Raw genomic sequence first — 24,751 nt, 5'->3', positions numbered from 1 at the left:
CGGTAGGCGCTCGCCAGCCCCCGTTCGGGACTTTCACCCTAGAGATGACGCCCATGCTGGGCGTACTAAGAAAAACCGCCCAATCATTAGGCGGTTTGTTCAAAACTATAGTTCCGTTAGCTTAGTCAGCTTAGTACGTCGATGAGGAGCACATCATTTAAAAAAACTCGGTCATCAAAAAAAGTCGTCTACTCCTATCTTTTATGTTCAACATACCGGTTGCGGCGAATTAAAGTCGAACATGGCGATGATTACGACATCGGCAACGTTAAGCGTTCGCAACCGATTGAACTTAGAGCTACTACCGGACTAATCTTCTAGTTCAATTTCGATACGTGCAAGGACACCTGCTGGATTATCTCCGCTTCTGTTTGCATTTGACGGGAAGTTAAAAGCGGCGATCACAATATCATTTGTACCTCTCCGAAGGAAACGCCTAATATTAAACGATCTTCCCGGATTAAAGAATGAAACATTGCCCTGCGGATTGTCGATAACTACCGGCCGTCCATTTATTAAAACGATGGCAAAGTTATCAACGGACAGGAATAAGCTAGCTCTCTCAATATCGTCTCTAATCGTAAATCTTCTGGCGACCACAGCAGCAGGACCGTTAGGGTCATTTCTTCCCCAAACGTACGATTCACCAGATTGCGGTGCTACCCATGCCGGATTTCGCTCGATTTCAAGTGCGTTTACCCAATTTCGATTTGTACTTATTCTCCTAGTTCTTTGACTAATAACAACCGGATTTTGTGCATTCAATGATCTTTGTGCGGCAATCATCGTTCTCATTACCTTTGCAACGCTACTCGCCCGGATTCCGTTACGTCTTCTAGGCGCTTGTAGTTGTTTGGCCGTACTATTTGCCTTTCCTAGTACTGTTCTTTTGTGCATTTTATGCTTCCTCCTTTTTTATCAACGAATCTTTAACATATATATGACTCCGTGGATTTAATGGATATGGACAAATGATTAGTCAAATTGCTCAATTTCCTCAAATGAAAATAGCCCCCCGTAAAAACGGAGATCGGTCTCACATTTTGCTTGGTGACCATAGAATCAAACCTGCTACATAGAGTTCTTGCCGATCGTCCAGGTCAACAACTGACACCTCCAACTCTGATAGCCCTAACTCATGAACCATGATCTTATACCGTTGATGTCCTGTTGATTTCTATCTATGGATGCACGACAAATAAGGGGCACACGCCAACGCTGTGCCCCTTCTCTACTATTTTCTGCCCTTGTCACGATATCATGTTCGCAGACAAATAAACACGCCTTAGACAACTTAAATTTTGTCATTTGAAATAAATACCTGATCGGGCGCCTTCTTCATAAAAATCTTTTTCAGTTCCTTTAACTACAGCACTGATCTCCTCGTTGTTTTATGTTCAGTTTATGTACAATGAACTTAATCAAAAACGGGGACGGAAAGTGGCCGTCCCCGTTTACCGAATTGGGGATACCGCATGGGTGTTGAAAGTCGCAGTTGAACGCCTTGGAATGACCACAGCAATGTTCAATGAACGATACTGTGGATCAATAGCTGCCGTTAGCAAATGCGTTTTTCACCATAGTTTTTCACTCAACTAAACAGCCCAATAAACAGCAAAAAACCCTTGCATCGCAAGGGTTTTCGATAAAGTGGGCCCTGAGGGACTCGAACCCCCGACCAGTCGGTTATGAGCCGACCGCTCTAACCAACTGAGCTAAGGGCCCTGAACATACATGTACACATAAACATAAGGACGTCATACATACATCGATTAAAAATTGGTTGCGGGGGCAGGATTTGAACCTGCGGCCTTCGGGTTATGAGCCCGACGAGCTACCGAACTGCTCCACCCCGCGTCAATGCTGTATTAAACAGCGACAAGAATAAATATACACCATTTCCCTACAACAAGTCAAGTGCTGTTTTAATGGAATTTTCTCAAGGCATAAACCGCACGCCATAGCGACCCTTTTTGGAACGGTAAACCTCCACCATCCGCGGATCATGGTACCCGAACAGCCAGCCATCCTGCTCCAAACGTTTAGCGAAGCAGCCCGCCTGAAATTTGCTTGTATACAGCTTTCCGTAATATACCCAGTTCATCCTATGCGACTCCTTACCCGAATGATAATGTAATGCTGTCATATTATATCCAAACTTCCACAAAAAAACCGAAGTCCAACAAACTTCTTCAAGATCTCCCAAAAAAACAATCAGCCATACCCCGTACCACATCATGATACGGATACGATTGATTGTCACCTTAGGTATAAGCCGCGCCTATTGACCGTCAGCCTCCGCAAACCGGGCGGCAATGCTCATAAGCTCTTGCTCCATGGAATTCATCATCTGGATAAAATTCATCAGCTCCACCTTCGTCTCCTCCGCCTCAGTACGAAACCGCTGCTGGGAAACATCTTCCCATTCGGCATTCAACGTTTCAATAACCTGGGACAATCGCGCGACCAATTCTCCGCCGTAGTCACTCCCGCTTCGAATGTCTGCCGCAGCGCGGCGCAGCTCCTCGGGGGATACCTCTATACGTCCTGACATGGGTCTACCTCACGCTCCTCCCTTTATGAATATGCTCTCGCATGTTATGTAGGCTTCGTCTCAGCCAATATGGCCTGAAACTGTTCTTCCTCTTCATCCTGGTAACCGGTAAATATAATCTCCTGGATATCCTCATGATTAAAGACGTAGGTAAACTCCGGGCTGACATACCCTTCCGGATACGGACAAGCCAAATAGTCGAACAATTGCGGCTGCTCAAGCGCCAGAATTTGCTTGCGACCGTAGATTACCAGCTTCTTCTCGCCTTCTTTCAAAATGACAATCGATCCATTTGGCAGCAACTGCTGTTGTTGCGTCATAATTATCCTCTCCTTTTCTTGCTCCTCCGGTGCGGTGCCGCAGGCGTACGGCCCTGATTCAGTTTGTTCAGAAACGCGGCGTTCCGCTGCTCCTTCGGCAATCCCAGTACGGGATAATGAGCTTTCAGCTTATCCATATTGTTTTGGATGAACTTATACCGATGAATGAAAACAACGGCCATGTACAGACCGAGAATTAACAGAACAGAAAAGGCCGCCATACCCATCACAAATCCGCCAAGATCGCCGGTTACCGCAACCACCACGTAATACCCAGTGTAACCAATAGCTGCAAACAGCAGGGCCGCTTTGCCCGCTTTTCCAACGCCGCCTTTGCGCTCGATGGACTGGTAGGTCCTTTACTGCAGTGCTCTGAAATGCAACACATAAAAAACGAGGAGCAGCAGAAGCATCACCGCTGCCGAGCTTAGCCCATACCCGATGGATTCAACTCCGGCCATGTCATACATCATTTTGAGTATAGCGATCTCACAAGTGACCGCCAGCGTAACCAGTGCAGGGATCAGCATAATAAACAAAAAACATACAATGCCGCCCCGTATCTGCTCGGCAGGGATTAGCCGGAAATGAAACTGTTCTTCCTCTGAAATCTTTGTGCTCATCTTGACACTCCCCTTATTTGAACCATCCGGCTATCGTAGAACCTACCTTCTCGACCCCCATTTACAATCCTTCGGTGATTTTTCATAAAAAAACATTCCCGGGTCGAAATCACCTCTGGAATGTTCTTGTACCTCATGTTAGATTAGACGGATCTTTCTGCTGGATTATACCGTGATAAAGAATCGTCATTAGCTGTTCACTGATCATGTTCAGGCTCCCCAGACCATGGTACCATTCGTTCCGGGCTGTAAATTCCTTGATAAAAGTAAGGAACGCGACCAATACCTGCGGAGAGATGTCTTTCCGTATCTGTCCAAGCTGCTGGCCTTTAAAGATCAACATTTCAAATTCCGGAACAACGAATTTCTGGTTGAATTGGAGCAGCTTGTCCATCTGCTCCGGGAATTTGGCCAGATCCGCCACAAATTTCTGCGATACAAACGCCGAAAATTTGTGCTGATCCCTGCAGAAGACGGTTAACGCCTCAAGCGGATCTTTTGCCTGGTCCATCATATCGCGGTAAATCGCCATGAGCTCGTCGACCATCCGGTCCACGACATGATCCAGCAAGCCCTCTTTGCTCTGATAGTAGTTATAAATCGTCATCTTGGAAACGGGGACCGCTTCGGCAATCTGCTCCATACTTGTCTGTAAAATCCCTTGCTCCAAGAACAACCGCTTCCCGGCTTCAAGCACTGCTTCTTTCTTAGCATTCATCTGTTAGACTATATCCCTTCTATATCAGCATAAGGACAGCGATGGCTGGCTACCAGCCGCGTACAGTCCTAATGTAACGATCCAGCCTGCCGCTGTCAACCCGGCACCCACCATGGATTGTCTTCGCCTCATTATAATAAAAAAAGCTGTCGCTCTGCGATAACTCACAAAGACGACAGCCTGATAATTTTAGCTGGAATAAGTTGTTTACACGCCAAAGGAAGTTGGATTCGATCTCCAGGATTGAAGAAGCTCCACATCCTGTTCCTGAATCCGATTCTCGGATAACGCTACATCAATCAGCGCACCGTAGTTGGACAAGCTTTGCAGCGGAATCCCAGCTTCGGCGAAGGCTTGTACCGCTTTATCCAGCTGATAGCTGAATATGGCCAGTACCGCCAGCGGCTCTGCCCCTGCATCCTTGACCGCTTGCGCCGCTTTGAGCGAGCTGCCGCCCGTGGAGATCAAATCCTCGATCACAACCACCTTCTGACCTGGCTTGATCAAGCCTTCGATTAGGTTTTCCTTGCCATGACCCTTTGCTTTGTCCCGGATATAGGACATGGGCAGGTTCAACTTCTGGGATACAAAGGCCGCATGCGGAATCCCGGCTGTAGCCGTTCCGGCAATGGCCTCGGCCTCCGGATATTGCTCCCGGATGACGGCTGCGAACGATTCAGCAATGTAGTCGCGAATCTCGGGATAGGACATCGTCAAGCGATTGTCACAGTAGATCGGGGACTTAATTCCCGACGTCCATGTAAACGGCTGGTGAGGTCTAAGAGAAACGGCCTCAATCTTCAGCAAATAAGATGCGATCTGATGTGGAATATTCGCGAGTGTACTCATGCTTGAATCATCTCCTCAATAATCTGTTCTGCAGCTTGTCTCGGGCTCGGGGATTCCGTAATGGGACGGCCAACAACCAGATAATGACTGCCCTTGCGGATGGCTTCCCCTGGTGTAAGGACCCGAGCCTGGTCTCCGATATCCGCACCGGCTGGACGGATACCCGGTATAACGGTCTGAAACGCTTGGCCGCATGCGGACCGAATGGCCTCCACTTCAAGCGATGAAGCGACAACGCCATGCAGCCCCGCTTGCTGAGCCAGCTTCGCATAACGTACGACCGCATCCTCCACCAAACCCGGGATACCAATTTCGTTATTCATGACATTCTGACTCGTACTAGTCAACTGGGTTACCGCAATGATCGTAGGCATGGCAAGACCCGGGGTGTCCGCCACTGCGGCCTCCGCCCCGGCTTTTGCCGCCTGCATCATGAGAGCGCCGCCGCTGGCATGGACATTAAACATGTCCACACCCAGCCGCGTTACGCTATCCGACCCGCCTTTTACCGTGTTCGGAATATCATGCATCTTCACATCCAGGAACACGGAATAGCCTTTTGCTTTTAATTCTTTAACAAAATCTGGACCGGCAGCGTAGAACAGCTGCATACCGACCTTCATATAACACGGAATACCCTCCAGCTGCTGCACTAATGCTTTCGCGCGCTCGGCATCCGGGTAATCCAGGGCCACCATCAGGCGGCCCGCCATTTCATTGTAGCTGGCGTTCATCTATATCCCTCCTTCTCGATTAAACCGGCATCGCTTCAGAGGAGAAGTTGATGGTCTCCAGCATCGTCAGAAGCTCACGAACCGTATCGAGCGAGGTCATACATACCACACCGTTTTCTACCGCTTCACGGCGAATTCTGAATCCGTCACGCTGCGGCGTTTTACCCTTGGTCAATGTGTTGAACACGAAATTTGCTTCGCCTGTACGGATCATATCCAGAATATTCGGTGTTCCCTCGGACAGCTTATTAATGGTGGTCACGTTAAGACCCGCCTCTTTCAATGCAGCAGCTGTGCCGCCTGTGGCGATGATTTTATAACCAAGCTTATGGAAGCCTTTCAGCAGTGCTGTAGCTTCAGCTTTATCTTTATCTGCGATGGTAGCGATAATCGCACCCGTTGAAGGAATTTTCATGCCTGCACCGATCAGACCTTTGTACAGCGCTTTGGCATACTTCACGTCCCGGCCCATAACCTCACCGGTGGATTTCATTTCCGGTCCAAGTGTAGGCTCAACGCGGCGAAGTTTAGCAAAGGAGAAGACCGGTACTTTAACCGATACATGTTCGCTTTCCGGCCACATGCCTTCCTCGTATCCAAGATCCTTCAGCTTGCTGCCCATGATAGCCTGTGTTGCCAGGTTCGCCATCGGGATGCCTGTTACCTTGCTCAGGAACGGAACCGTCCGGGAAGAACGCGGATTCACTTCGATCACGTACACTTCATTTTTATAGATAACGAACTGGATGTTAACAAGTCCGCGTGTATTCAGCTCTTTGGCAATTTTGATCGTAATTTCGGCAATCTTGTCTTTCAGGTCCTGGGACAAGTACTGTGGAGGATATACCGCAATCGAGTCACCGGAGTGAACGCCCGCGCGCTCTACATGTTCCATGATGCCTGGAATCAGCACCGTATCGCCATCGCAGATCGCGTCTACTTCCACTTCTTTACCCATCATGTAACGGTCGATCAGAACCGGATGATCCGGGTTAATCTTAACCGCCTCTTTCATGTAGCTCAGCAGCTCGCTGTCGGAGTATACAATCTCCATCGCGCGTCCACCGAGTACATAAGATGGTCTTACCAGAACAGGATAACCCAGTGATTGCGCAGTTTCTACAGCATCATCAACCGAAATTACAGTTTTTCCTTTCGGTTGGGCAATCTCGAGTCTGGACAGAAGCGCTTCGAATTTTTTACGGTCCTCGGCTTCGTCAATGCTTTCCAAGCTGGTACCCAGAATCTTCACGCCCGCTTTGCTGAGCGGGTCAGCGAGGTTAATTGCTGTCTGCCCGCCAAACTGTACGATGACACCGATCGGTTTCTCCTGCTCGATGACGTTCATGACATCTTCGAGGAAGAGCGGTTCGAAGTAGAGTCGGTCCGACGTATTAAAGTCAGTGGAGACGGTCTCCGGGTTGTTGTTAATGATAACCGCTTCGTATCCCGCCTTCTGGATCGCCCATACAGCGTGCACCGTGGAGTAGTCGAACTCGATCCCTTGACCGATCCGAATCGGTCCGGAGCCCAGTACGATGACCTTCTCCTTGGCTGATTCGATGACTTCATTCTCCGTTTCGTACGTCGAGTAGTAGTACGGCGTCGTTGCCTCAAACTCCGCGGCGCAAGTATCCACCATTTTGTAAACCGGGCGCAATCCATGCTCGCGACGCAGGAATCCGATCGACTCCTCGGTTGTGTGCGTGCTGGCATTGCCTTCTGCGCGCAGCTCGGCTATCGCACGATCCGTAAAGCCGAGTCGCTTCGCTTCGTACAGCGTTTCGTAAGTCAGTGACGCTTCGCTGCGAATATGATCCTCGTATTGGATCAGGCGCTCGATTTTGTCCAGGAACCACCAGTCGATATTCGTCAGGTCCTGAATCTGCTGAAGTCCATACCCGCGGCGGAACGCTTCCGCGATTAGGAACATCCGCTCATCGTCGGCTTTGATCAGACGCTGCTGGAGCACTTCATCGCTCAGCTCATTAGCCCCCTTCAAGTAAAGGCGGTGCACACCGATCTCCAGAGAGCGAACCGCTTTATGGATCGATTCTTCGAAGGTGCGGCCAATCGCCATCACTTCGCCGGTTGCCTTCATCTGAGTTCCCAGCTTCCGGTTTGCGTGGATGAACTTGTCGAACGGCCAGCGTGGAATTTTGCTGACGATATAGTCCAGCGTAGGCTCAAAGCAAGCATAAGTCTGTCCCGTTACAGGGTTGACGATCTCGTCCAAGGTGTAACCCATCGCAATTTTTGCTGCCATCTTCGCGATCGGGTAGCCTGTTGCCTTGGAAGCAAGGGCAGAAGAGCGGCTGACCCGAGGGTTTACCTCGATGACATAATATTGATAGCTGTTTGGATCCAGCGCGAATTGCACGTTACAACCGCCCTCAATGTTCAGGGCGCGGATGATTTTCAGCGATGCGGATCTGAGCATTTGATACTCGCGATCGGACAGGGTCTGGCTTGGTGCCACGACGATACTGTCGCCGGTATGAACGCCGACTGGATCAAAGTTTTCCATGTTACATACCACGATGCAGTTGTCGTTCGCGTCGCGCATAACCTCATACTCGACTTCTTTCATACCTGCGATGCTCTTCTCGACCAAACATTGCGTGATCGGGCTGTAACGAAGTCCGGAACTTACCGTTTCACGCAGTTCCTCTTCGGTTGCGCAGATACCGCCGCCGGTGCCGCCCAAAGTGTATGCCGGGCGCACGATCAGCGGATAACCAATCTCATTTGCGAAGTCAAGCGCCTCTTCCAGAGTCGTTACAATCGTGCTTTCCGGTACAGGCTGATCGAGTTCACGCATCAGCTCACGGAACAAGTCGCGGTCTTCCGCTTTCTCGATGGACTCCAGCTGCGTTCCGAGCAGCTTCACATTTTCCTGCTCCAAAATACCTGCGCGTGCAAGCTCAACGGCCATATTCAGACCCGTTTGCCCTCCAAGCGTCGGGAGCAATCCGTCCGGACGCTCTTGACGGATGATCTGTGTAACAAATTCGAGCGTAATTGGCTCGATATATACTTTATCCGCCATGTTCGTGTCCGTCATGATGGTCGCCGGGTTGCTGTTAATCAGCACAACCTCGATACCTTCTTCTTTCAATGCTTGGCAGGCTTGGGTTCCAGCGTAGTCAAATTCCGCTGCTTGCCCGATGACAATCGGACCGGAGCCGATGACGAGAATTTTTTTCAATGAATCATTTTTAGGCATATTAATGAGCTCCTTTCACGGCTGCGGCCAGAACCGCTTGGCGCGGTTTCCGGATTTCATTCTGTTTATGGTCTCTTATCATTTCAAGAAATTGATCGAACAGATAACTGCTGTCTTGCGGACCAGGTGCAGCTTCAGGATGATATTGCACGGAGAAGGCCGGGACTTTCGAGTGCTTCAAGCCTTCAATCGATTTATCGTTATTGTTGATATGTGTAACTTCCAGATCCGTCCCTTTGACGGAATCTTCATTTACCGTATAGCCGTGATTCTGGGAAGTGATGTAGCAGCGTCCGCTGGCAAGCTCTTTTACCGGATGGTTCCCACCGCGGTGGCCGAACTTCAGCTTCTCGGTATCAGCGCCCGCAGCCAGTGCAAACAATTGGTGGCCAAGGCAGATGCCGAAGATCGGATATTCGCCAAGCAGTTCTTTGACCATATCGACCGCGTATGGAACGTCTTTCGGGTCCCCAGGGCCGTTGGACAACTGAATGCCGTCCGGGTGAAGTCTGCGGATTTCATCAGCCGTCGTGTCATGCGGAACGACCATCACATCGCAGCCACGGGAAGTAAGTTCGCGCAGAATTCCGCTTTTTGCACCGAAGTCAACCAGAACGATCCGCTCCTTGGAGCCTGGGCTTGTAAACATTTGCGGCGTAGAGGTTTTTGCGACCTGATTGCGGAGTTCGGCGATCGTCGTATCACCGAGCATCTCCTTAAGCTCTTCCACTGGCTTGTTGGAAGTGGTCAGAATCCCCTTCATCGTACCGTAGTGACGAATGATCCGGGTCAACATCCGGGTATCAATCTCGCTGATCCCTGGAATACCGTATTCCTTCAATAAGCTGTCAACGCTATATTCTGCACGCCAGTTGCTAGGAACAGGCTCATGACGACGAACAACGAATCCGTGGACGAACGGCCGAATGGATTCAAAGTCATCCCGCGTGATGCCGTAGTTTCCGATCAAAGGGTACGTCATGGTCACGATCTGTCCACAGTAAGACGGGTCGCTCAGCACCTCTTGATATCCTGTAATCCCTGTATTGAAAACAACCTCTCCGGTCATTTCAGCATCCGCGCCGAAGGATTTTCCACTGAACAGCGTTCCGTCCTCCAGTAACAATCTTGCCTGCATCCCGATCACTCCTGTCATCTATGTGTAATTTATTTTATAAGTCTTTTGCCTAAGTGTTACTTAAAATCCGTGCTGCTCCGACCATTTCACTTCGCCGTCCACCCAAGTCATCACAGGCCAGCCTTTCAGCTTCCAGCCTGTAAATGGCGTGTTGCGTCCTTTCGTTGCGAACTCTTCCGGATTCACTTCTTTCTCTGCTTCGAGATCTATCATGGTCAGATCCGCTGCTTTACCGACTTCCAGCACACCCGTTGCAAGACCGAATACTCTTGCCGGATCGCTGGTCATCCTCTTTACCAGCAAGCCGAGATCCCATTTGCCAGTGGCGACGAATTTGGTATAGAGCAGCGGGAATGCTGTTTCGAATCCTACAATACCGAATGGTGCAAGCTCCATGCCTTTCGCCTTCTCTTCCGCGCTGTGCGGCGCATGATCCGTTACGATCATATCGAGCGTTCCATCCAGCAGACCTTCTATACAAGCCTCCACATCACGCGGGGTGCGCAGCGGCGGGTTCATCTTCCAGTTGGCATCCAGGCCGGGAATATCTTCGTCAGAGAGAACCAGATGGTGCGGGCATACCTCGGCCGTTACCGAGATGCCAATCGCTTTTGCTTGGCGGATCAAGCGTACGGACTGCTCTGTGCTCACATGGCATACGTGGTAATGTACGCCGGTGGCTTCGGTAAGCAGAATGTCCCGTCCGACATGGATCGCTTCCGACTCATTGGGTATACCTTTCAGGCCGTGCTTTTGAGCGAACTTGCCTTCCGTCACGCAAGCCCCTTTTACCAGCGAGTCATCCTCACAGTGAGCAATGACCGGCATGCCCAGCGCTTTCGCTTTGTTCATGGCATCTTTCATCATCTGTGCGTTCTGCACACCAACGCCGTCATCCGTAAACCCGATCGCACCTGCTGCCTTTAAGGCCTCAAAATCCGTCAGTTCGCGGCCCAGCTCGTTTTTGGTAATGGCTGCGTAAGGCAGCATCTTGGCCAGACCCGTTTCACTAGCCTTATCCAGCACAAGCTTCACCGTTTCCGGCGAATCGGTCACTGGTCTTGTGTTCGGCATGCAGGCGATGGTTGTAAAGCCGCCTTTCACTGCCGAGCGGCTGCCGCTCTCGATCGTTTCCTTGTGCTCATAACCGGGCTCTCTCAAGTGCACATGCATATCGATGAATCCCGGTGTGACCAGTTTGCCCTCGGCATCGATTAGTTGAACGTTATCGTCCATTTCCGGCATAGCTGCGATATCACTTGCAACCAACTGAATCAATCCGTCTGCAATGACGATATGTTTATCTTCGAGCTGTCCTCGTTCATTGATCACTTTGGCATTCTTTATCACTTGCATTTGCATCTTGATTCCCTCCGCAGCAGAAGCACCATTCGCTTCTTTGTATATTGTATAATAAAAATTCACTTTTGTGTATAAATATTAGCGCATATTCATTCTATACACCGTATATCACGTTTTCGAATCAGCCCATCGCCCGTTCCATAACCGCCATGCGAATGGGCACTCCGTTCGCCATCTGCTTGAATATCATCGATTTAGGACTTTCCACGACCGCATCGTCGATTTCAACATTGCGATTCACCGGTGCCGGGTGCATAATCATCGTGTGCTCTGACAGCTTGGCCGCCCGTTCTTCCGTTAAACCATACTGCTGCCGGTATTCCGCGCTGGATTTGAATGCACCTTCGCTATGGCGTTCCAGCTGAACCCTCAGCATCATCACCACATCTGCCTTTAGTGCCTTCTCCATTGATACATAGGGCGCATACTGAGCTAGCTCTGGAGCCTGCATCGTTTCCGGTGCGCAGAATTGCACATGGGCTCCGAACTTCTGCAGTGCCCACAGGTCCGAACGCGCAACCCGGCTATGCTTGATGTCTCCGATAATGGATACCGTCAATCCTTTAAGCTCTCCGAAGCTTTTCTTCATCGTATACAGATCGAGTAGCGCCTGGGTAGGATGCTCGTTGTTGCCATCACCCGCATTGACTAGCGGGATCGAGATCCGCTCCCCAAGCTCCTGAAGCACTCCGGAGGGTTTCAGCCGGATGACGCCGGCATCGATCCCCATGGATTCCAGTGTTCTTACGGTATCGTAGATGGACTCGCCCTTCTCGACGCTGGAGGCTGCCGCTGCAAAGTTCATCACCTCGGCGCCGAGTCTTTTCTCAGCCATTTCAAACGAAAATCTCGTTCTGGTGCTGTTCTCGAAGAACATATTAACCGCAAATTTCGATTTAAGTACCGGCACCACTTTCTCGGACTGTGCTTCCCAATATGACGCCCGACTCAGGATCGATCCAATCTCGTCTCTGCTAATATCCTTCAAACCTAAGAGGCTACGTTCTTTCAATGAAATGGCTGTTGTCATGATTATCGTTCCTCTCTTTGGCTAATGGTCACTTCGTCCTTGCCGTCGAATTCGGTCAATGCAACCGTAATTTCCTCATGTTTGGAGGTAGGAACGTTCTTACCGATATAATCCGGCCGGATGGGCAGTTCGCGATGTCCGCGATCTGCCAGAACCGCCAGCTGTATCATTCTAGGCCGCCCGCAGTCCATGAGGGCATCCATCGCAGCCCGAATCGTCCGTCCGGTGTACAACACGTCATCAAACAAAATGACTTTCTTATCATGAATATTCAGGTGTTCCAGACTGTGCTTCGCTCCCTCTACCCGTTCTGCAGTGGCTTCCTTGCTGTCTCTGTCATCGCGGTAGGAAGTCACGTCGATCTCTCCCCATGGAATCGGTGTACCTTCAATCTCATTCATTCGCTCAGCGATTCGCTGAGCCAGGAACACGCCGCGTGTGCGAATGCCGACCAGGACACAGTCCTCAATCCCTTTATTCTTTTCCAATATTTCATGGGCAATTCTCGTTAGTGCGCGGCGGATGGCCGTCTCGTCCATAATCACATGCTGTTCGTTGCTCATCCTTAAGTCCTCCTTCTAAACGTTTGATCAGCCCTCTTTAGTTCAGACGATCCGTGAGTTCATTACACACAAAAAAACTCCTTGCCCGGCTGGACAAGGAGTTGATCTCATAGAGATAGTGTCGAAAGCGCAGCATCTATCCGCAGACAGAGCCATGCCTCCTGTTAATGAACCTCGGTTCACGTTACCTTGCCAGCCTCACGGGACTGATTTAAAGGTGCTATTCGATTGATCTCATTATGACAGACCCTACAGGAGATGTCAACAGCGATCATGTCGAATAATGTCGTGTGCCAAGCGGAATTTATATGGTGTTCATTAGAATTCAAATTCTACATCGCTAAGTCTTCTGCGAATTTCGGAAATGACGCGTTTCTCTTCTTCCTCGCCGTCAGCAATAAAGGTTACGGAGAAACGTACGAAGTGTCCCGCATCATCCCATGGTACGGTAGAGATCAATTTCTCGCGAATCAGATATTGGGAGAAATCTTCGCCGGATTCAAAACGGCGTCCGCCTTTAACGCCTTTTGGAGCCTCAACATAGAGGAAGAAGGAACCCTTCGGCTTCTCGGCCGTAAAACCAAGCCCGTTCAACACGTCTACCAGCATATTGTGGCGACGGGAATACTTCTCAGCAATCTTCTCCGTAATTTGCGGATTGTCCAGACCGTATGCGGCAGCTTTTTGAATGGCGATGAATTGTCCGGAATCGTTGTTGTCCTTCACATCACCAAAGGCTTTAACCACTAGCGGGTTACCGGCGATGAAACCAATGCGCCATCCTGTCATGTTATAAGATTTGGACAGGGAGTGAAGCTCTACGCCAACATCTTTCGCGCCGGGGACGGAGAGAAAGCTGAGCGGCTTCAAACCATCGTAAGTGAGCGCTGCATAAGGAGCGTCATGGACAACAACAACGCCATACTTGCGGGCCCACTCGACAACCTCGGTGAAAAACTCGGCCGTTGCGCTGGCACCCGTCGGGTTGTTCGGATAGTTCAGGTAGAGCAGTTTGGCACGGCGTGCAATGTCCTCAGGGATCGAGCTGAGATCCGGCAGAAATCCATTCTCTTTTTTCAGCTCCACATTGTAAACTTCGCCGCCCAAGTACTTGGTATGCGTACCGAGTACAGGGTATCCGGGAACCGTCATGATGGTGATGTCCCCAGGGTTAATGAAGCAGGACGGCAGCATGGCCAGGGCCGGCTTGGAACCGATGGAGTGCAGAACTTCTGTAGCGGCATCAATGCCTTCGACACCAAATACATTCTTCAAGTAGCGAACAGCTGCTTCCTTGAACTCCGGAATTCCGTTATCCGCATAGCCGCGGTTTTCCTGCTTCGCCGCTTCTTCTGCCAGCTTCGCCACGATGCCTGCATCCGCCATCTCATCCGGCTCGCCAACCCCCATATCGATCAGCTCCGTGCCAGGATGTTCCTGCTTCGCAGCTGCCTTCGCTCTTTTGATCTTCTCGAATTTATAAATGGCTGTATCTTTGCCATAATTAGCACCGCCGATCCGGTTGGCGAAGCTCTGTTGAATGTACGTTTCCTGATATTTATCCATGCTCATGATTTGTATTCATCTCCTACTCTAGCTTTCATACTCATCCTAAATATGCAGGAAAATCACAACTGGAGCCATGCATTATATATCAAATGATTTGTACTTTTTCGGCTGGTCGGAGCTTAAGTCAGCTCCAGCCATTCCGCAAGGAACTCGTCACGACTGGCAGATAGCGACTCCCGCTCGTTCCAGCGCTGCTCAAGCAGCGACAGATCCGTATCCTCGTGTAAATCGTCGCCTTCCGTCTCAAGCCAGCTGTCAAGCTGCCGGATGCGGAACTCTATACGAGCAATCTCCTCCTCCAACCATTTGGACCTTTCGGCGGTAGAACGATCCGCTTTTACGCGTTTGGAAAGCGGAGAAGGGCTATCCTTCACTTGGAGCTGCTGGGCCAGTTTCTGTTTCGGAATAACATCAACGCCCGCTGATAGCTCCCCTGCCTGCAATGCCGCTTCAAGCCGGTCTTTCTTATCCCGGAATTCGTCATAATTGCCATGATAGACGGTCAGCTTCCCTTGATTCAAATCCCATACTTTACGAGACACTTGATTCACAAAATAACGGTCATGCGAAATGGCAAGAACGGTCCCAGCATAATCCTGCAGTGCATCCTCCAACGCTTCGCGGGAGGCAATATCCAGATGGTTCGTGGGTTCATCCAGAAGCAGCAGGTTCGGCTTCTGATGGATTAGCAGGGCTAGTCTCAATCGTGTCCATTCCCCTCCGGACAACTGCCCCACCGATCTGAACACGGCCGCACCATAGAACAAATACCTTGCCAATATTCCTCGAGCTTCTCCCTCTTCTACTCCAGCCTTCTCCCGGAAATATTGAAGCACCGTTTCCTTCGGATTGTCTGGCTCCTCCTGCTGAGCGAGGTAGCCTACATCGACACGCGAACCCCATTCAAGCGAACCGGAATCAGGCGTAAGCTCGCGCAACAGCACTTTGAATAGCGTTGTTTTCCCGCTGCCGTTCGAGCCCATCAGTGCAATTTTCTCGCCAAATTCGATTAGACCGGATGCTCCCCTCAGCACTGCCTGATTCCCATAGGAAACCTCAACTTGCTCAAAGTATGCCACGCGGCGACCGGAACGATCCTGAGGATTCAGTTCAAAATCAGCCTGTCTTCGTTCCAGCACGGGTCTCTTTACCCGTTCCATCCGCTCCAGTGCCCGTCTCATGGAAGCCGCGCGCTTGAAAAACTTCTCATTGCCGCCAATCCGGCCGAACTCTTCAAGCTGCTTGATGGATTCCTTCATCTTCTTGATTACTTTCTGCTGCTCCTGGTAGTCGGCAAACTGCTGCAGCAAACGCTCTTCCTTATCTTTCATGAACGCGGTGTAGCCACCATGGGCAGTAAAAGCTTCGCCATCTTCAAGCTCAATCGTTTTGGACACGACCCGATCCAGAAAATATCGGTCGTGGGAGATTATCACACAGGTTCCCGGATATTCACGTAAGAATTCCTCCAGCCATTCCGTACGTGCCAAATCCAGATGGTTGGTCGGTTCATCAAGCAAGAGCAAATCCGGCTGTACGATCAGCTGCGATGCCAGCGCGACACGGGTTTGTTCTCCACCGGACAACGAGCCAAAGGCCAGTCCGTACTCGCTCTTGGGTATTTGCAGCCCGGAAGCGATTTTGTCGATGCTCGCTTCCAGTTCATAACCACCCTCTGTCTCAAAGCGTTCCTGAAGCGCTGAGTATTTCCGCAGCACTCGATCGAGCAGCTCCGCATTTCCAGCGATGTCCGGGTCACTCATTTTCCCCTCAAGCTCTGTCATTTCCGCCCGGTAATCCTTCAAGTGACTCAATCCCTGTGACAATACATCCAGCACCGTCCAGGTATCCATATGGCTCGGAATCTGCTCTAAATATCCGATTTTCGCCCCCTTCTTTATAGCCAGCTGCCCTTCGTTTGGCTGATCCAAACCGGCAAGCAGGCGCATCAGCGTCGACTTCCCGCTGCCGTTCCTTCCAATAAGCGCAACCTTCTCGCCTTCCTGTATTTCAAACGATATCTGGTCCAGTACCAGATGAGCACCGTGGTATTGCGTCATTTTCTGTACATTGATTATATTCATTCTAGGTTTCCTCCTGTATGCTGCGAACATTCAACCTGTTCGCAAAAGCGTATAGATTAGGGAGAAGACCCGGACTGCAACGCAAAAAGGGCCCACAGAGCAAGCTCCGCGGACCCTTCAAGAATGGTAAGCCTAAATAGGCTTAATCCGTGCAGGCAGGCAGGTGACTTCTCGCGATGGTACAAACCGTATCGGTAAAATTGGACAGACCTCTCCCGTTGTAGAGAAATGCATGAACAATGCCAGCCATAGCTAAAGGCAGCTGGCTAATACGGTTGTTAACCATCTCGATATTCATCCTGCTCACCTCCTTCATCAAAGTTATCGTCACTATAACATATCCCGGGATGGAATGGCAAGAAAAATAGCCCCACAAAGTGGATTGCTTCGATGCTTACTCCAAATACTTTGCGGGGACCCCAAAACATATAAATGCGAAAAGGAACCGCTAGCGGCCCCTTAGAATCGTCAAAAGTTCTTCCATATCATTCGGCATCGGCGCCGAATACTCCATATACTCACCACTCGAAGGATGGACAAAACCCAAAACGGCTGCGTGAAGGGCTTGGCCGTCCAATTTTATGCCCTTGCTCTTGCCGTATACGGGATCCCCCACGAGAGGATGGCCGATATACTTCATATGCACGCGGATTTGATGCGTACGCCCAGTCTCCAGCTTCAGCTCAAGAAGAGTGTAATCACCGAAGCGTTCTATAACGGTAAAATGGGTTACCGCATGCTTGCTGTTCCGGTCCGTGACCGTATACAATTTACGATCATGTGCATCCCGTCCGATTGGCGCGTCAACGGTCCCTTGATCATGACTCATATTGCCATGAACCAAAGCCAGATAACGACGGTTCACGCTGTGATCCTTCAACTGAGCCGCAAGAGAAGCATGAGCTTTATCATTCTTCGCTGCCATAATAAGACCGGTTGTATCTTTATCAATCCGATGCACGATGCCAGGCCGGAGTTCACCGTTGATACCTGACAAATCCTTGCAGTGAAACATTAATGCGTTCACAAGAGTGCCCGAGGAATGACCAGGAGCGGGATGAACAACCATCCCTCTTGGCTTGTTCACAACAATGACGTCTGCATCTTCAAACGCGATCTCTAGCGGGATGTCCTCCGGAATAATCTCTACTGCCGATGGCTCAGGAACCTTCAGCAGGATGCGGTCACCCTGACTCACTTTGTAATTAGACTTAACTGGGCCTTCATTAACGATGACATGTCCATCGGTAATCCATAACTGCACCTGGGAGCGTGACACATTCTCACCGAGGTTCTCTGTTATGTATTTATCTATACGGGTTTTGGCAGATTCTGCATCCACCGTCCACTCATAGGTTTCGGATTCGTGCCCCGTTTCGCCTGTCCATTCCGTATCTGTATCCATACCTTCTTGCAACATTATTCATTCCCTTCTGTGCCAGAAACTTCACTTGTTGTCTTGATCTTCTCGCGTCTTCCTTCCAGAAGCGTATCCAATATGATCAATCCCACACCGATGACGATACAAGAATCGGCAATATTAAAAATCGGGAATGTGTAGCTGCCAAAATTAAATTGCAGGAAATCGACAACCTCTCCCATCACCAGGCGATCGATGAAGTTTCCAACTGCCCCGCCAAGTACAAGCGCAAGAGCCGTAGGCAGCAGCTTACGTCCTTCTTTCGATACCTTCCGCAGGTACCAGACAATCCCGCCCACAACGATTAGCGTCACCACAATGAAGAACCATAATTGATCCTGCAGTATGCCAAACGCGGCTCCCCGGTTTCGACTGGACGTAATCAGGAAGAAATCTCCGATCACAGGGATCTGTTCATAAAGCTCAAGCTTCGTGGCAATCAAGTACTTGGTTCCCTGATCGATAAGAAATAAAACAAATGCAATCAAATAATACACCACTTGTTTATGTCACTCCGTTCTTGTCTTCTCCAATCAGGCGATCACTTCGCTGATCGGTCAGTAACTCGTCTTATTGTAGCACAGCGGCTCAGAAACCGTCCATTCCTGTCCAGTGGCGAGAACATTTTCCGTCAGTAAAACCATCTCAATGGGTGCACTATATACATATGAACCAGAAGGTCAATTTCGGACCATGAAAGGAGCCTGACATGTCGCATCTAACTCAGGAGCAACTCAATAATTTGCAACAAAAGCTGATGGATCGAAAGGTTGAGCTTGAACGGCGCATGGTATATAACGACCAACATGGGCTGGGGGAATCGGAGAGAGATATGACCGGCGAGCTGTCCCATATTGATAATCACCCTGGGGACTTGGCAAGCGAGATGTTTGAAAGAGGAAAAGACCTCGCCCTTCAGGATAGGGTGGATCAGGAGCTGCAGCGAGTTATTTTTTCGCTTGAAGCGATTCATCACGGCCGTTACGGCGTGTGCCTTACCTGCGGCCAGCCGATTCCGTACGAGCGGTTGGAGGTTCTCCCGGATACGCAATATTGTATAAAAGACACGCCTCGTGAACGAGTCTCCCGTGATCGTCCGGTTGAGGAGGAAGTCCTTGCTCCCGCTTTTGGAAAATCCAGTATGGATGAGCACGAGTATGCTGCGTTTGACGGCGAGGACGCCTGGCAGATCGTCGAAAGCTGGGGTAGCTCCAATTCCCCTGCTCTGGCGGAAGGCAACGAAATTGACAGCTATAACGAGATGGATATCGAGAATGGCGATGATCAAGGCGGATTTGTTGAAGTGTATGAAAATTTCGTTGCAACCAATATCGATGGCTCCGAAGTGTTTATCGTTCGAAGTCCGCAATATGTCGATTACCTAAACCGGGGCGAAGGAAGTTACCTGCTGGATCCCCATGCCGACCCAGATGATGAATCTTTAAGTTAAATAAGTCTTTATGACCGGCAGCATAAAATTGGATGCATTGCTGCCGGGCATTACATAAAAACTCACGTTAGTTCAAGCTGACGCTGAACGATCCGAACAATATCCGCAATGTAGTCGCCGATAATTGGCAAGTTCAACGCGCCAAGCGCCTGCAGGGCGTATATAATGGTCGCCGCAAAAAAGGTAAAGCCAATCGCGATTCCCACACCCCGGGCCGACCCGGCCAGCAGATTGGTCCATATCAATTTCCATGGGCGGTTCAGCAGCTGGGTGTATTCTGCGATTCGGGCCTTCTCCAGCTGCTCTGCAATGTCCGTGGTCATACGGTGTATAGCGCTCAATTGGTCCCGCTCATTCTCCAACGGCTTTTTTTGTTCAGTTGACACCCCAGCTTCCGGCTTCTCCGCCATGTCCACCGCCCCTTTGCCTAAACTAATCAACATCAAATAAATGAGATCAAGAGCAGCTCCAGCTCCATCACCATGTGTGCTCGCAGCCTGTTTATCATTACTTTTGATTTCGCTGATTATTATGCATCTATTGGAAGAATCTCATTCGTATGTGAGAATCCCTGTCGAAAGCCGATACTTTTTTGAATACGAAAAAAAACACTGCCCCTTGTAGATAAGGGCAGTGTTGTATAACCAATTTATTACTTATGCGATTTGGATGCCAATGGTTTTGCCACCAAGCTCAACCCGCTCCATGCCTTCGCTTTGTCCGAATTGCAATTCGTTAACCAGGACATTCTCGCGCAGCACATCTTCAAATGCAGTGATCGCAACTTTAAGCTCATCATCTGTATCCAGGGTCAGATTGACCCGCTTCTCGATCGGAAGGTCCAGCTTCTTCCGTGTATCCTGTACGGCACGCACAACTTCGCGAACCCAGCCTTCTTGCTCCAGCTCTGGCGTGATGTCCGTATTAAGCGCCACGGTTAAACCATAACCTGAAGCAGATGCGAAACCTTCCTTCGCCTTCTTCTCCACCAGCAGCTCTTCGGACGTGATCTGTAATTCTTCACCTTCCGGCGAAGTAACGTTCACGCCGCCCGTTTGCACCACCTTGCGGGTCTCGTCACTGCTCATGCCTTTCAGGAACCCTTGCAGGAAACCGATATTTTTACCGTATTTCTTGCCTGCGACCTTCAGGTTCATTTTCAGTGTAAAATCGACGAAACCACTATCGCTGGTCTCCACCTCAATCACTTTAACATTGATCTCATCCTTGATGATGTCTTGATAACCGGAGAGATCAAACTCACGATCCATGGACACAATCAGCTCAGACAGCGGCTGACGCGTTTTGATCCCTGTCTCGTTACGGACGTTGCGCGCGAGCTCTACGATCTGTCTTGCGGTCTCCATGTCCTGCTCAAGCGCCTTGTCGATCAATGCTTCGTCGGCTTGCGGGAAGTCGGCCAGATGCACGCTTTCTCCTCCGCCCAAATTCACGAAAATATCTTCAGACAGCATCGGCGTGAATGGAGCCATCAGCTTGGAGAGGGTCAGCAGCACATGTGTAAGCGTTCCGTAAGCCTCCAGCTTATCTTCCCCGAGTCCGCTGCCCCAGAAACGGTCACGCGAACGGCGGATATACCAGTTGCTCAACTCATCCACATAAGCTTCGATTGCTTTTGCCGCATTCAGGAAATCATTCACGGCCAATCCTTTATCAACGACTTGAATCAAGCTGTTCAGGCGGGACAGAATCCAGCGGTCCAGCTTATGGTTCGATCCCTTGAACTCATGCTCCTTCGGATCATAACCGTCAATACCGGCATACAGCGTCAGGAATGCATGAGTATTGACCAGCGTATCCACAACCTTGGATTTGGCTTCGCCTACAATTCCCTTCGAGAAGCGTTTGCTGTTCCATGGCGCACTGTCAGCCAGCAGCGCCCAACGGAACGCATCCGTGCCGTACTCTTCGATGATTTCCCAAGGATCGATGACGTTGCCTTTGGATTTGGACATCTTCTGTCCATTCTCATCAAGAATATGGCCTGTAGCCATCACCGCTTTATAAGGGGCTTTGCCTGTGAAGAGCGTCGATACAGCCAGCAAGCTGTAGAACCAGCCACGCGTCTGGTCGATCCCTTCGCAGATCATATCGGCAGGATACTGCTGTTCGAATTTCTCCTTGTCCTCGAACGGATAATGGTATTGCGCATACGGCATCGATCCGCTGTCAAACCATACGTCGATGACTTCCGAGGTCCGTTCCATCACGCCGCCTTCACAGTGAGGGCATTTCACTTTCACTTCATCCACATAAGGTTTATGCAGCTCCAGATCCTCCGCTACCTCACCTACCGCGTTTGCGCGAAGCTCCGCAATGCTGTGCGGCGAGAATTGTCCTTCACAAGAATCGCAGACCCATACATTGAGCGGCGTTCCCCAATAACGGTTCCGGCTGATGTTCCAATCGACCAGATCTTCAAGGAATTTGCCGAAGCGGCCGTCGCGCACATGGCCCGGATACCAGGTTACCTCATTGTTGTTCGCGATTAGTTGATCCTTAACCGCTGTCGTTTCGATAAACCAGCTCTCCATTGCATAATAGAGCAGCGGAGACTTACAGCGCCAGCAGAATGGATAGCTGTGCTCGTACTTCTCCTTGCTGTACAGCAGTCCTTTTTCAGACAATGCCTTCACAATGTCCAGATCGCAATCCTTGACAAAGCGTCCGGCAAAATCCGTCACTTCATCGGTGTAACGGCCTTGGCCGTTCACGACACTCACGAAGCTGATGCCATTCTCGCGGCACACGCGATAGTCATCTTCACCGTGTGCAGGCGCCATGTGTACAATCCCCGTACCGCTTGCATCGGTAACAAAGGATGCGCCGACGATGAGATTTGCTTTCTCCGCTTGTACATACGGGAACGGAGGATCGTAAGTCTTGCCGACCAGTTCAGAACCTTTCAGCGTCGATAGAACGGTAAAGTCGCCCTTCATGACATCCTCTACCAGATTCTTAGCAACGATATAGATGCCATCCTCCTGCTCGACGCGGGCATAATCCATATCCGGATTAACGGCCAGCGCTACGTGGGACGGAAGCGTCCAAGGCGTCGTCGTCCATGCCAGTACATACTCTCCGCTGTCATGCAGCTTAAACTTCGCCGTTGCACTAAGGTCTTTAACATCCTCATAACCCTGAGCCACTTCGTGGGAGCTGAGCGTGGTCTGACAGCAAGGGCAGTATGGGCTTACGCGGTGACCACGATACAGAAGGCCTTTATCATGAATCGTCGCCAAAATGTTCCATACGCTCTCGATATAGTTGTTCTCGAGCGTGATGTACGGATGATCCAGATCGGTCCAATAAGCGATCGCTTCAGTCAGCTCGCGCCATTTATGCTCATATTCAAATACGCTGGATTTACACTTTTTGATAAAAGCTTCAACGCCATAATTCTCGATCTCCTGCTTGCCGGAAATGCCAAGCTGCTTCTCTACGCCAAGCTCCACCGGAAGTCCGTGCGTATCCCAGCCCGCTTTCCGAACGACATGGAAGCCTTTCATCGTCTGATAACGGCCCACAAAATCCTTGATAACCCGGCCGAGCACATGACCGATATGGGGCGCGCCGTTTGCGGTTGGGGGACCTTCGTAGAATACATAGTTCGGCTTGCCGGCCCGCAGCTCGATTGATTTCTTGAACGTATTCTCCTCGTTCCATTTGTTCAAGATGCGCAGTTCTCTTGCCCGCGCCTTCTCCTTGACATCTACTCTGTTCATGCAGATCTTCCTTTCACTCTTTTTCGAGGTTGTTCAAAAAGTCCGATTTTGATAAGAAAACCTAATCGATGCCACTTCAAGGATGAGCGACCGCGATGATAGGTAGGTTTTCTTGCGATATAGAATTTCATCAGCCTCCGCTGATAACTAATAAATTCTATATCTAACACGAAGTGAATCAAGAAGCAACTCGGCATCGAATCTTGAATTCAGCCGGGCCTTCCGGTGCTCACGTACAAACTACGTACGCTCCGCTCCTCACTCCCTAGCTTCATCCAACTGAAGCGTTTGAAAAAACGCACATCGGAAGCATAAGCTTCGGTGCTGAAAACCGACCTTTTTGAACTCGCCCTTTTTCGTAAATGTTCTGTGAAAATAAAAAAAGGCCTCATCCCCCAAGGGACGAGAACCTGTTCTCGCGTTACCACCCTAATTTCGCTTAACCGACTTTTCGCTAAAAAGCCTGCGCAAGCGACACCTCAATGTCCATGCCTGTATGTAATAGGCAAGGTCCGATGTAACGTTCGGCTGACGGTTCAGCTTACGCACGCGGTTAAACGCTTCAGCTTCACTTCTCCGGGATGATCTTCTGCTTGGTCTGAACGCCGGGCTTTCAGCAACTGCCGGCTCTCTGAGGGACAGATCCTTCGCGTACTATTCCCATCAACGAATTCTTGTATAATTCAACAATATGTTATTAGTTATAGACTCTTTCGCGAGAAAAGTCAACCGGATACCCGCCTAGTATACCTCTTTTGGTTCAAGACTCGGTTCACGGTTCTCCAGCGTCTCCCAGCCTTCTTGTTTCAACAGCTCCAGCTGCGCCTCAACCAAGGAACGGAAGCGGGCGCGGTAGATGGAAGCCTGCTTCTTCAGCTCTTCAACCTCAAGCGCGATTTTGCGGGATTTACCTAGCGCATCGTTAATGATCCGGTCCGCATTCTTCTCGGATTCCTTAATGATCAGCTGAGCTTCCTTCTTCGCGTTGTTCTTCAGCTCATCCGCCGCCTCCTGAGCGACAATGATGGTCTTAGACAAGGTTTCCTCAATATTCGAAAAATGATCCAGTCTTTCTTGCATCGTCATAAGCTGGTTACCCAACTCTTTATTCTCCCGGATCACACTTTCATAATCCTTAATAATCTGATCCAAAAACTCGTTGACCTCGTCCTCATCATAACCCCGAATTCGACGGGCAAATTCCTTGTTATGTATATCAAGCGGCGTCAATGGCATGGTGTGCACCTCCTAAATATATGGGCCTTACAGGACGGTTCATCCGCTGTGTTAGCCAAACCACCCGTCCGTGAAGACAATAGCGGTCATTTACGATTTATCGGTAAATCCATTGTAATTTTGAATGTT

23 protein-coding genes, 2 tRNA genes and 1 other annotated feature are annotated in these 24,751 nt (G+C 50.1%); of the genes, 1 reads left to right on the top strand and 24 read right to left on the bottom strand.

Annotation, left to right across the window (positions count from 1 at the left end; all coding sequences use genetic code 11):
* Positions 1–309: 309 nt before the first annotated feature.
* From J7E85_RS11050 to lspA, 21 genes are all read right to left on the bottom strand, one after another.
* Positions 310–897: a hypothetical protein gene (locus J7E85_RS11050; protein ID WP_215157714.1), complete on the bottom strand. Its 588-nt coding sequence runs from the start codon at positions 895–897 to the stop codon at positions 310–312.
* 754 nt (positions 898–1,651) lie between these two features.
* Positions 1,652–1,725 (bottom strand) — tRNA-Ile (locus J7E85_RS11045).
* A gap of 55 nt (positions 1,726–1,780) precedes the next feature.
* Positions 1,781–1,857, bottom strand: a tRNA-Met gene (locus J7E85_RS11040).
* Between the two features lie 82 nt (positions 1,858–1,939).
* On the bottom strand, positions 1,940–2,104 hold the full coding sequence (locus J7E85_RS11035) for a hypothetical protein (RefSeq protein ID WP_164817394.1): 165 nt from the start codon (positions 2,102–2,104) through the stop codon (positions 1,940–1,942).
* 177 nt (positions 2,105–2,281) lie between these two features.
* Positions 2,282–2,554, bottom strand: a complete 273-nt coding sequence (locus J7E85_RS11030; protein WP_215157712.1) for a WXG100 family type VII secretion target — start codon at positions 2,552–2,554, stop codon at positions 2,282–2,284.
* A gap of 44 nt (positions 2,555–2,598) precedes the next feature.
* Positions 2,599–2,874, bottom strand: coding sequence for a DUF4176 domain-containing protein (locus tag J7E85_RS11025; protein ID WP_215157710.1), 276 nt, complete (start codon positions 2,872–2,874; stop codon positions 2,599–2,601).
* A gap of 2 nt (positions 2,875–2,876) precedes the next feature.
* Positions 2,877–3,140, bottom strand: a complete 264-nt coding sequence (locus tag J7E85_RS33995; protein WP_251035634.1) for a hypothetical protein — start codon at positions 3,138–3,140, stop codon at positions 2,877–2,879.
* A gap of 93 nt (positions 3,141–3,233) precedes the next feature.
* Complete coding sequence (locus J7E85_RS33990; protein ID WP_251035633.1) at positions 3,234–3,497, bottom strand: hypothetical protein; 264 nt, start codon at positions 3,495–3,497, stop codon at positions 3,234–3,236.
* 133 nt (positions 3,498–3,630) lie between these two features.
* The gene (locus J7E85_RS11015) at positions 3,631–4,215 is read right to left on the bottom strand and encodes a TetR/AcrR family transcriptional regulator (protein ID WP_215157708.1); all 585 of its coding nucleotides are present in this window, start codon (positions 4,213–4,215) and stop codon (positions 3,631–3,633) included.
* Positions 4,216–4,422: 207 nt separating this feature from the next.
* Positions 4,423–5,064 carry an orotate phosphoribosyltransferase gene (pyrE, locus tag J7E85_RS11010; RefSeq protein ID WP_215157706.1) on the bottom strand — a complete coding sequence of 214 codons (642 nt, stop codon included), beginning with the start codon at positions 5,062–5,064 and terminating at the stop codon, positions 4,423–4,425.
* Positions 5,061–5,798, bottom strand: coding sequence for an orotidine-5'-phosphate decarboxylase (gene pyrF / locus J7E85_RS11005; RefSeq protein WP_215157704.1), 738 nt, complete (start codon positions 5,796–5,798; stop codon positions 5,061–5,063). Before pyrF ends, pyrE begins: the two co-directional genes overlap by 4 nt.
* 19 nt (positions 5,799–5,817) lie before the next feature.
* Positions 5,818–9,024 (bottom strand): carbamoyl-phosphate synthase large subunit, encoded by a 3,207-nt coding sequence (gene carB / locus J7E85_RS11000; RefSeq protein ID WP_215157702.1) that lies wholly within the window; start codon positions 9,022–9,024, stop codon positions 5,818–5,820.
* 1 nt (position 9,025) lies between these two features.
* Positions 9,026–10,162: a carbamoyl phosphate synthase small subunit gene (locus tag J7E85_RS10995; RefSeq protein WP_215157694.1), complete on the bottom strand. Its 1,137-nt coding sequence runs from the start codon at positions 10,160–10,162 to the stop codon at positions 9,026–9,028.
* Positions 10,163–10,222: 60 nt separating this feature from the next.
* Positions 10,223–11,524 (bottom strand): dihydroorotase, encoded by a 1,302-nt coding sequence (locus J7E85_RS10990; protein WP_215157692.1) that lies wholly within the window; start codon positions 11,522–11,524, stop codon positions 10,223–10,225.
* Positions 11,525–11,645: 121 nt separating this feature from the next.
* Positions 11,646–12,557: an aspartate carbamoyltransferase catalytic subunit gene (locus tag J7E85_RS10985; protein WP_179090579.1), complete on the bottom strand. Its 912-nt coding sequence runs from the start codon at positions 12,555–12,557 to the stop codon at positions 11,646–11,648.
* Entirely contained in the window at positions 12,557–13,117 is a 561-nt protein-coding gene (pyrR, locus tag J7E85_RS10980) for a bifunctional pyr operon transcriptional regulator/uracil phosphoribosyltransferase PyrR (RefSeq protein WP_215157690.1), read from the bottom strand. The genes J7E85_RS10985 and pyrR overlap by 1 nt, the downstream gene beginning before the upstream one ends.
* Before the next feature lie 318 nt (positions 13,118–13,435).
* Complete coding sequence (locus tag J7E85_RS10975) at positions 13,436–14,689, bottom strand: LL-diaminopimelate aminotransferase (protein ID WP_215157688.1); 1,254 nt, start codon at positions 14,687–14,689, stop codon at positions 13,436–13,438.
* 116 nt (positions 14,690–14,805) lie between these two features.
* Positions 14,806–16,770, bottom strand: coding sequence for a ribosomal protection-like ABC-F family protein (gene abc-f / locus J7E85_RS10970; RefSeq protein WP_215157686.1), 1,965 nt, complete (start codon positions 16,768–16,770; stop codon positions 14,806–14,808).
* 142 nt (positions 16,771–16,912) lie between these two features.
* Positions 16,913–17,068, bottom strand: coding sequence for a hypothetical protein (locus J7E85_RS10965; protein ID WP_215157684.1), 156 nt, complete (start codon positions 17,066–17,068; stop codon positions 16,913–16,915).
* Between the two features lie 150 nt (positions 17,069–17,218).
* Positions 17,219–18,190, bottom strand: coding sequence for an RluA family pseudouridine synthase (locus J7E85_RS10960; protein WP_215157681.1), 972 nt, complete (start codon positions 18,188–18,190; stop codon positions 17,219–17,221).
* Positions 18,190–18,690, bottom strand: coding sequence for a signal peptidase II (gene lspA / locus J7E85_RS10955; RefSeq protein WP_215157679.1), 501 nt, complete (start codon positions 18,688–18,690; stop codon positions 18,190–18,192). Before lspA ends, J7E85_RS10960 begins: the two co-directional genes overlap by 1 nt.
* Positions 18,691–18,899: 209 nt before the next feature.
* Between lspA and J7E85_RS10950 the strand changes: the two genes are divergently transcribed.
* Positions 18,900–19,640: a TraR/DksA C4-type zinc finger protein gene (locus J7E85_RS10950; RefSeq protein WP_076320651.1), complete on the top strand. Its 741-nt coding sequence runs from the start codon at positions 18,900–18,902 to the stop codon at positions 19,638–19,640.
* Positions 19,641–19,702: 62 nt separating this feature from the next.
* Here the strand turns inward: J7E85_RS10950 and J7E85_RS10945 are convergent, their stop codons facing one another.
* From J7E85_RS10945 to J7E85_RS10935, 3 genes are all read right to left on the bottom strand, one after another.
* Positions 19,703–20,050, bottom strand: a complete 348-nt coding sequence (locus J7E85_RS10945) for a DUF5665 domain-containing protein (RefSeq protein WP_215157743.1) — start codon at positions 20,048–20,050, stop codon at positions 19,703–19,705.
* 246 nt (positions 20,051–20,296) lie between these two features.
* The gene (ileS, locus tag J7E85_RS10940) at positions 20,297–23,386 is read right to left on the bottom strand and encodes an isoleucine--tRNA ligase (protein WP_215157677.1); all 3,090 of its coding nucleotides are present in this window, start codon (positions 23,384–23,386) and stop codon (positions 20,297–20,299) included.
* A 395-nt stretch (positions 23,387–23,781) separates the two neighbouring features.
* Positions 23,782–24,062 (bottom strand) — a binding site (T-box leader).
* Between the two features lie 65 nt (positions 24,063–24,127).
* A complete protein-coding gene (locus tag J7E85_RS10935; protein WP_215157675.1) occupies positions 24,128–24,622 on the bottom strand; it encodes a DivIVA domain-containing protein in 495 nt (164 codons plus the stop codon).
* Positions 24,623–24,751: the final 129 nt, after the last annotated feature.

The sequence above is a fragment of the Paenibacillus sp. ISL-20 genome (assembly GCF_018613005.1).
In the GTDB taxonomy this organism is placed as follows: domain Bacteria; phylum Bacillota; class Bacilli; order Paenibacillales; family Paenibacillaceae; genus Paenibacillus_AQ.
This window is presented reverse-complemented; position numbering and strand designations above follow the sequence as displayed.

Coding starts and splice junctions, on each gene's coding strand:
- abc-f (WP_215157686.1), bottom strand. CDS start 16,770: ATGAATATAATCAATGTACAGAAAATGACGCAATACCACGGTGCTCAT.
- carB (WP_215157702.1), bottom strand. CDS start 9,024: ATGCCTAAAAATGATTCATTGAAAAAAATTCTCGTCATCGGCTCCGGT.
- J7E85_RS10960 (WP_215157681.1), bottom strand. CDS start 18,190: ATGTTGCAAGAAGGTATGGATACAGATACGGAATGGACAGGCGAAACG.
- J7E85_RS11025 (WP_215157710.1), bottom strand. CDS start 2,874: ATGACGCAACAACAGCAGTTGCTGCCAAATGGATCGATTGTCATTTTG.
- J7E85_RS11015 (WP_215157708.1), bottom strand. CDS start 4,215: ATGAATGCTAAGAAAGAAGCAGTGCTTGAAGCCGGGAAGCGGTTGTTC.
- J7E85_RS33990 (WP_251035633.1), bottom strand. CDS start 3,497: ATGAGCACAAAGATTTCAGAGGAAGAACAGTTTCATTTCCGGCTAATC.
- J7E85_RS10950 (WP_076320651.1), top strand. CDS start 18,900: ATGTCGCATCTAACTCAGGAGCAACTCAATAATTTGCAACAAAAGCTG.
- J7E85_RS10935 (WP_215157675.1), bottom strand. CDS start 24,622: ATGCCATTGACGCCGCTTGATATACATAACAAGGAATTTGCCCGTCGA.
- J7E85_RS10975 (WP_215157688.1), bottom strand. CDS start 14,689: ATGAGCATGGATAAATATCAGGAAACGTACATTCAACAGAGCTTCGCC.
- ileS (WP_215157677.1), bottom strand. CDS start 23,386: ATGAACAGAGTAGATGTCAAGGAGAAGGCGCGGGCAAGAGAACTGCGC.
- J7E85_RS10990 (WP_215157692.1), bottom strand. CDS start 11,524: ATGCAAATGCAAGTGATAAAGAATGCCAAAGTGATCAATGAACGAGGA.
- J7E85_RS10965 (WP_215157684.1), bottom strand. CDS start 17,068: ATGAATATCGAGATGGTTAACAACCGTATTAGCCAGCTGCCTTTAGCT.
- J7E85_RS11030 (WP_215157712.1), bottom strand. CDS start 2,554: ATGTCAGGACGTATAGAGGTATCCCCCGAGGAGCTGCGCCGCGCTGCG.
- pyrR (WP_215157690.1), bottom strand. CDS start 13,117: ATGAGCAACGAACAGCATGTGATTATGGACGAGACGGCCATCCGCCGC.
- pyrF (WP_215157704.1), bottom strand. CDS start 5,798: ATGAACGCCAGCTACAATGAAATGGCGGGCCGCCTGATGGTGGCCCTG.
- pyrE (WP_215157706.1), bottom strand. CDS start 5,064: ATGAGTACACTCGCGAATATTCCACATCAGATCGCATCTTATTTGCTG.
- J7E85_RS10995 (WP_215157694.1), bottom strand. CDS start 10,162: ATGCAGGCAAGATTGTTACTGGAGGACGGAACGCTGTTCAGTGGAAAA.
- J7E85_RS11035 (WP_164817394.1), bottom strand. CDS start 2,104: ATGAACTGGGTATATTACGGAAAGCTGTATACAAGCAAATTTCAGGCG.
- J7E85_RS10945 (WP_215157743.1), bottom strand. CDS start 20,050: ATGGCGGAGAAGCCGGAAGCTGGGGTGTCAACTGAACAAAAAAAGCCG.
- J7E85_RS11050 (WP_215157714.1), bottom strand. CDS start 897: ATGCACAAAAGAACAGTACTAGGAAAGGCAAATAGTACGGCCAAACAA.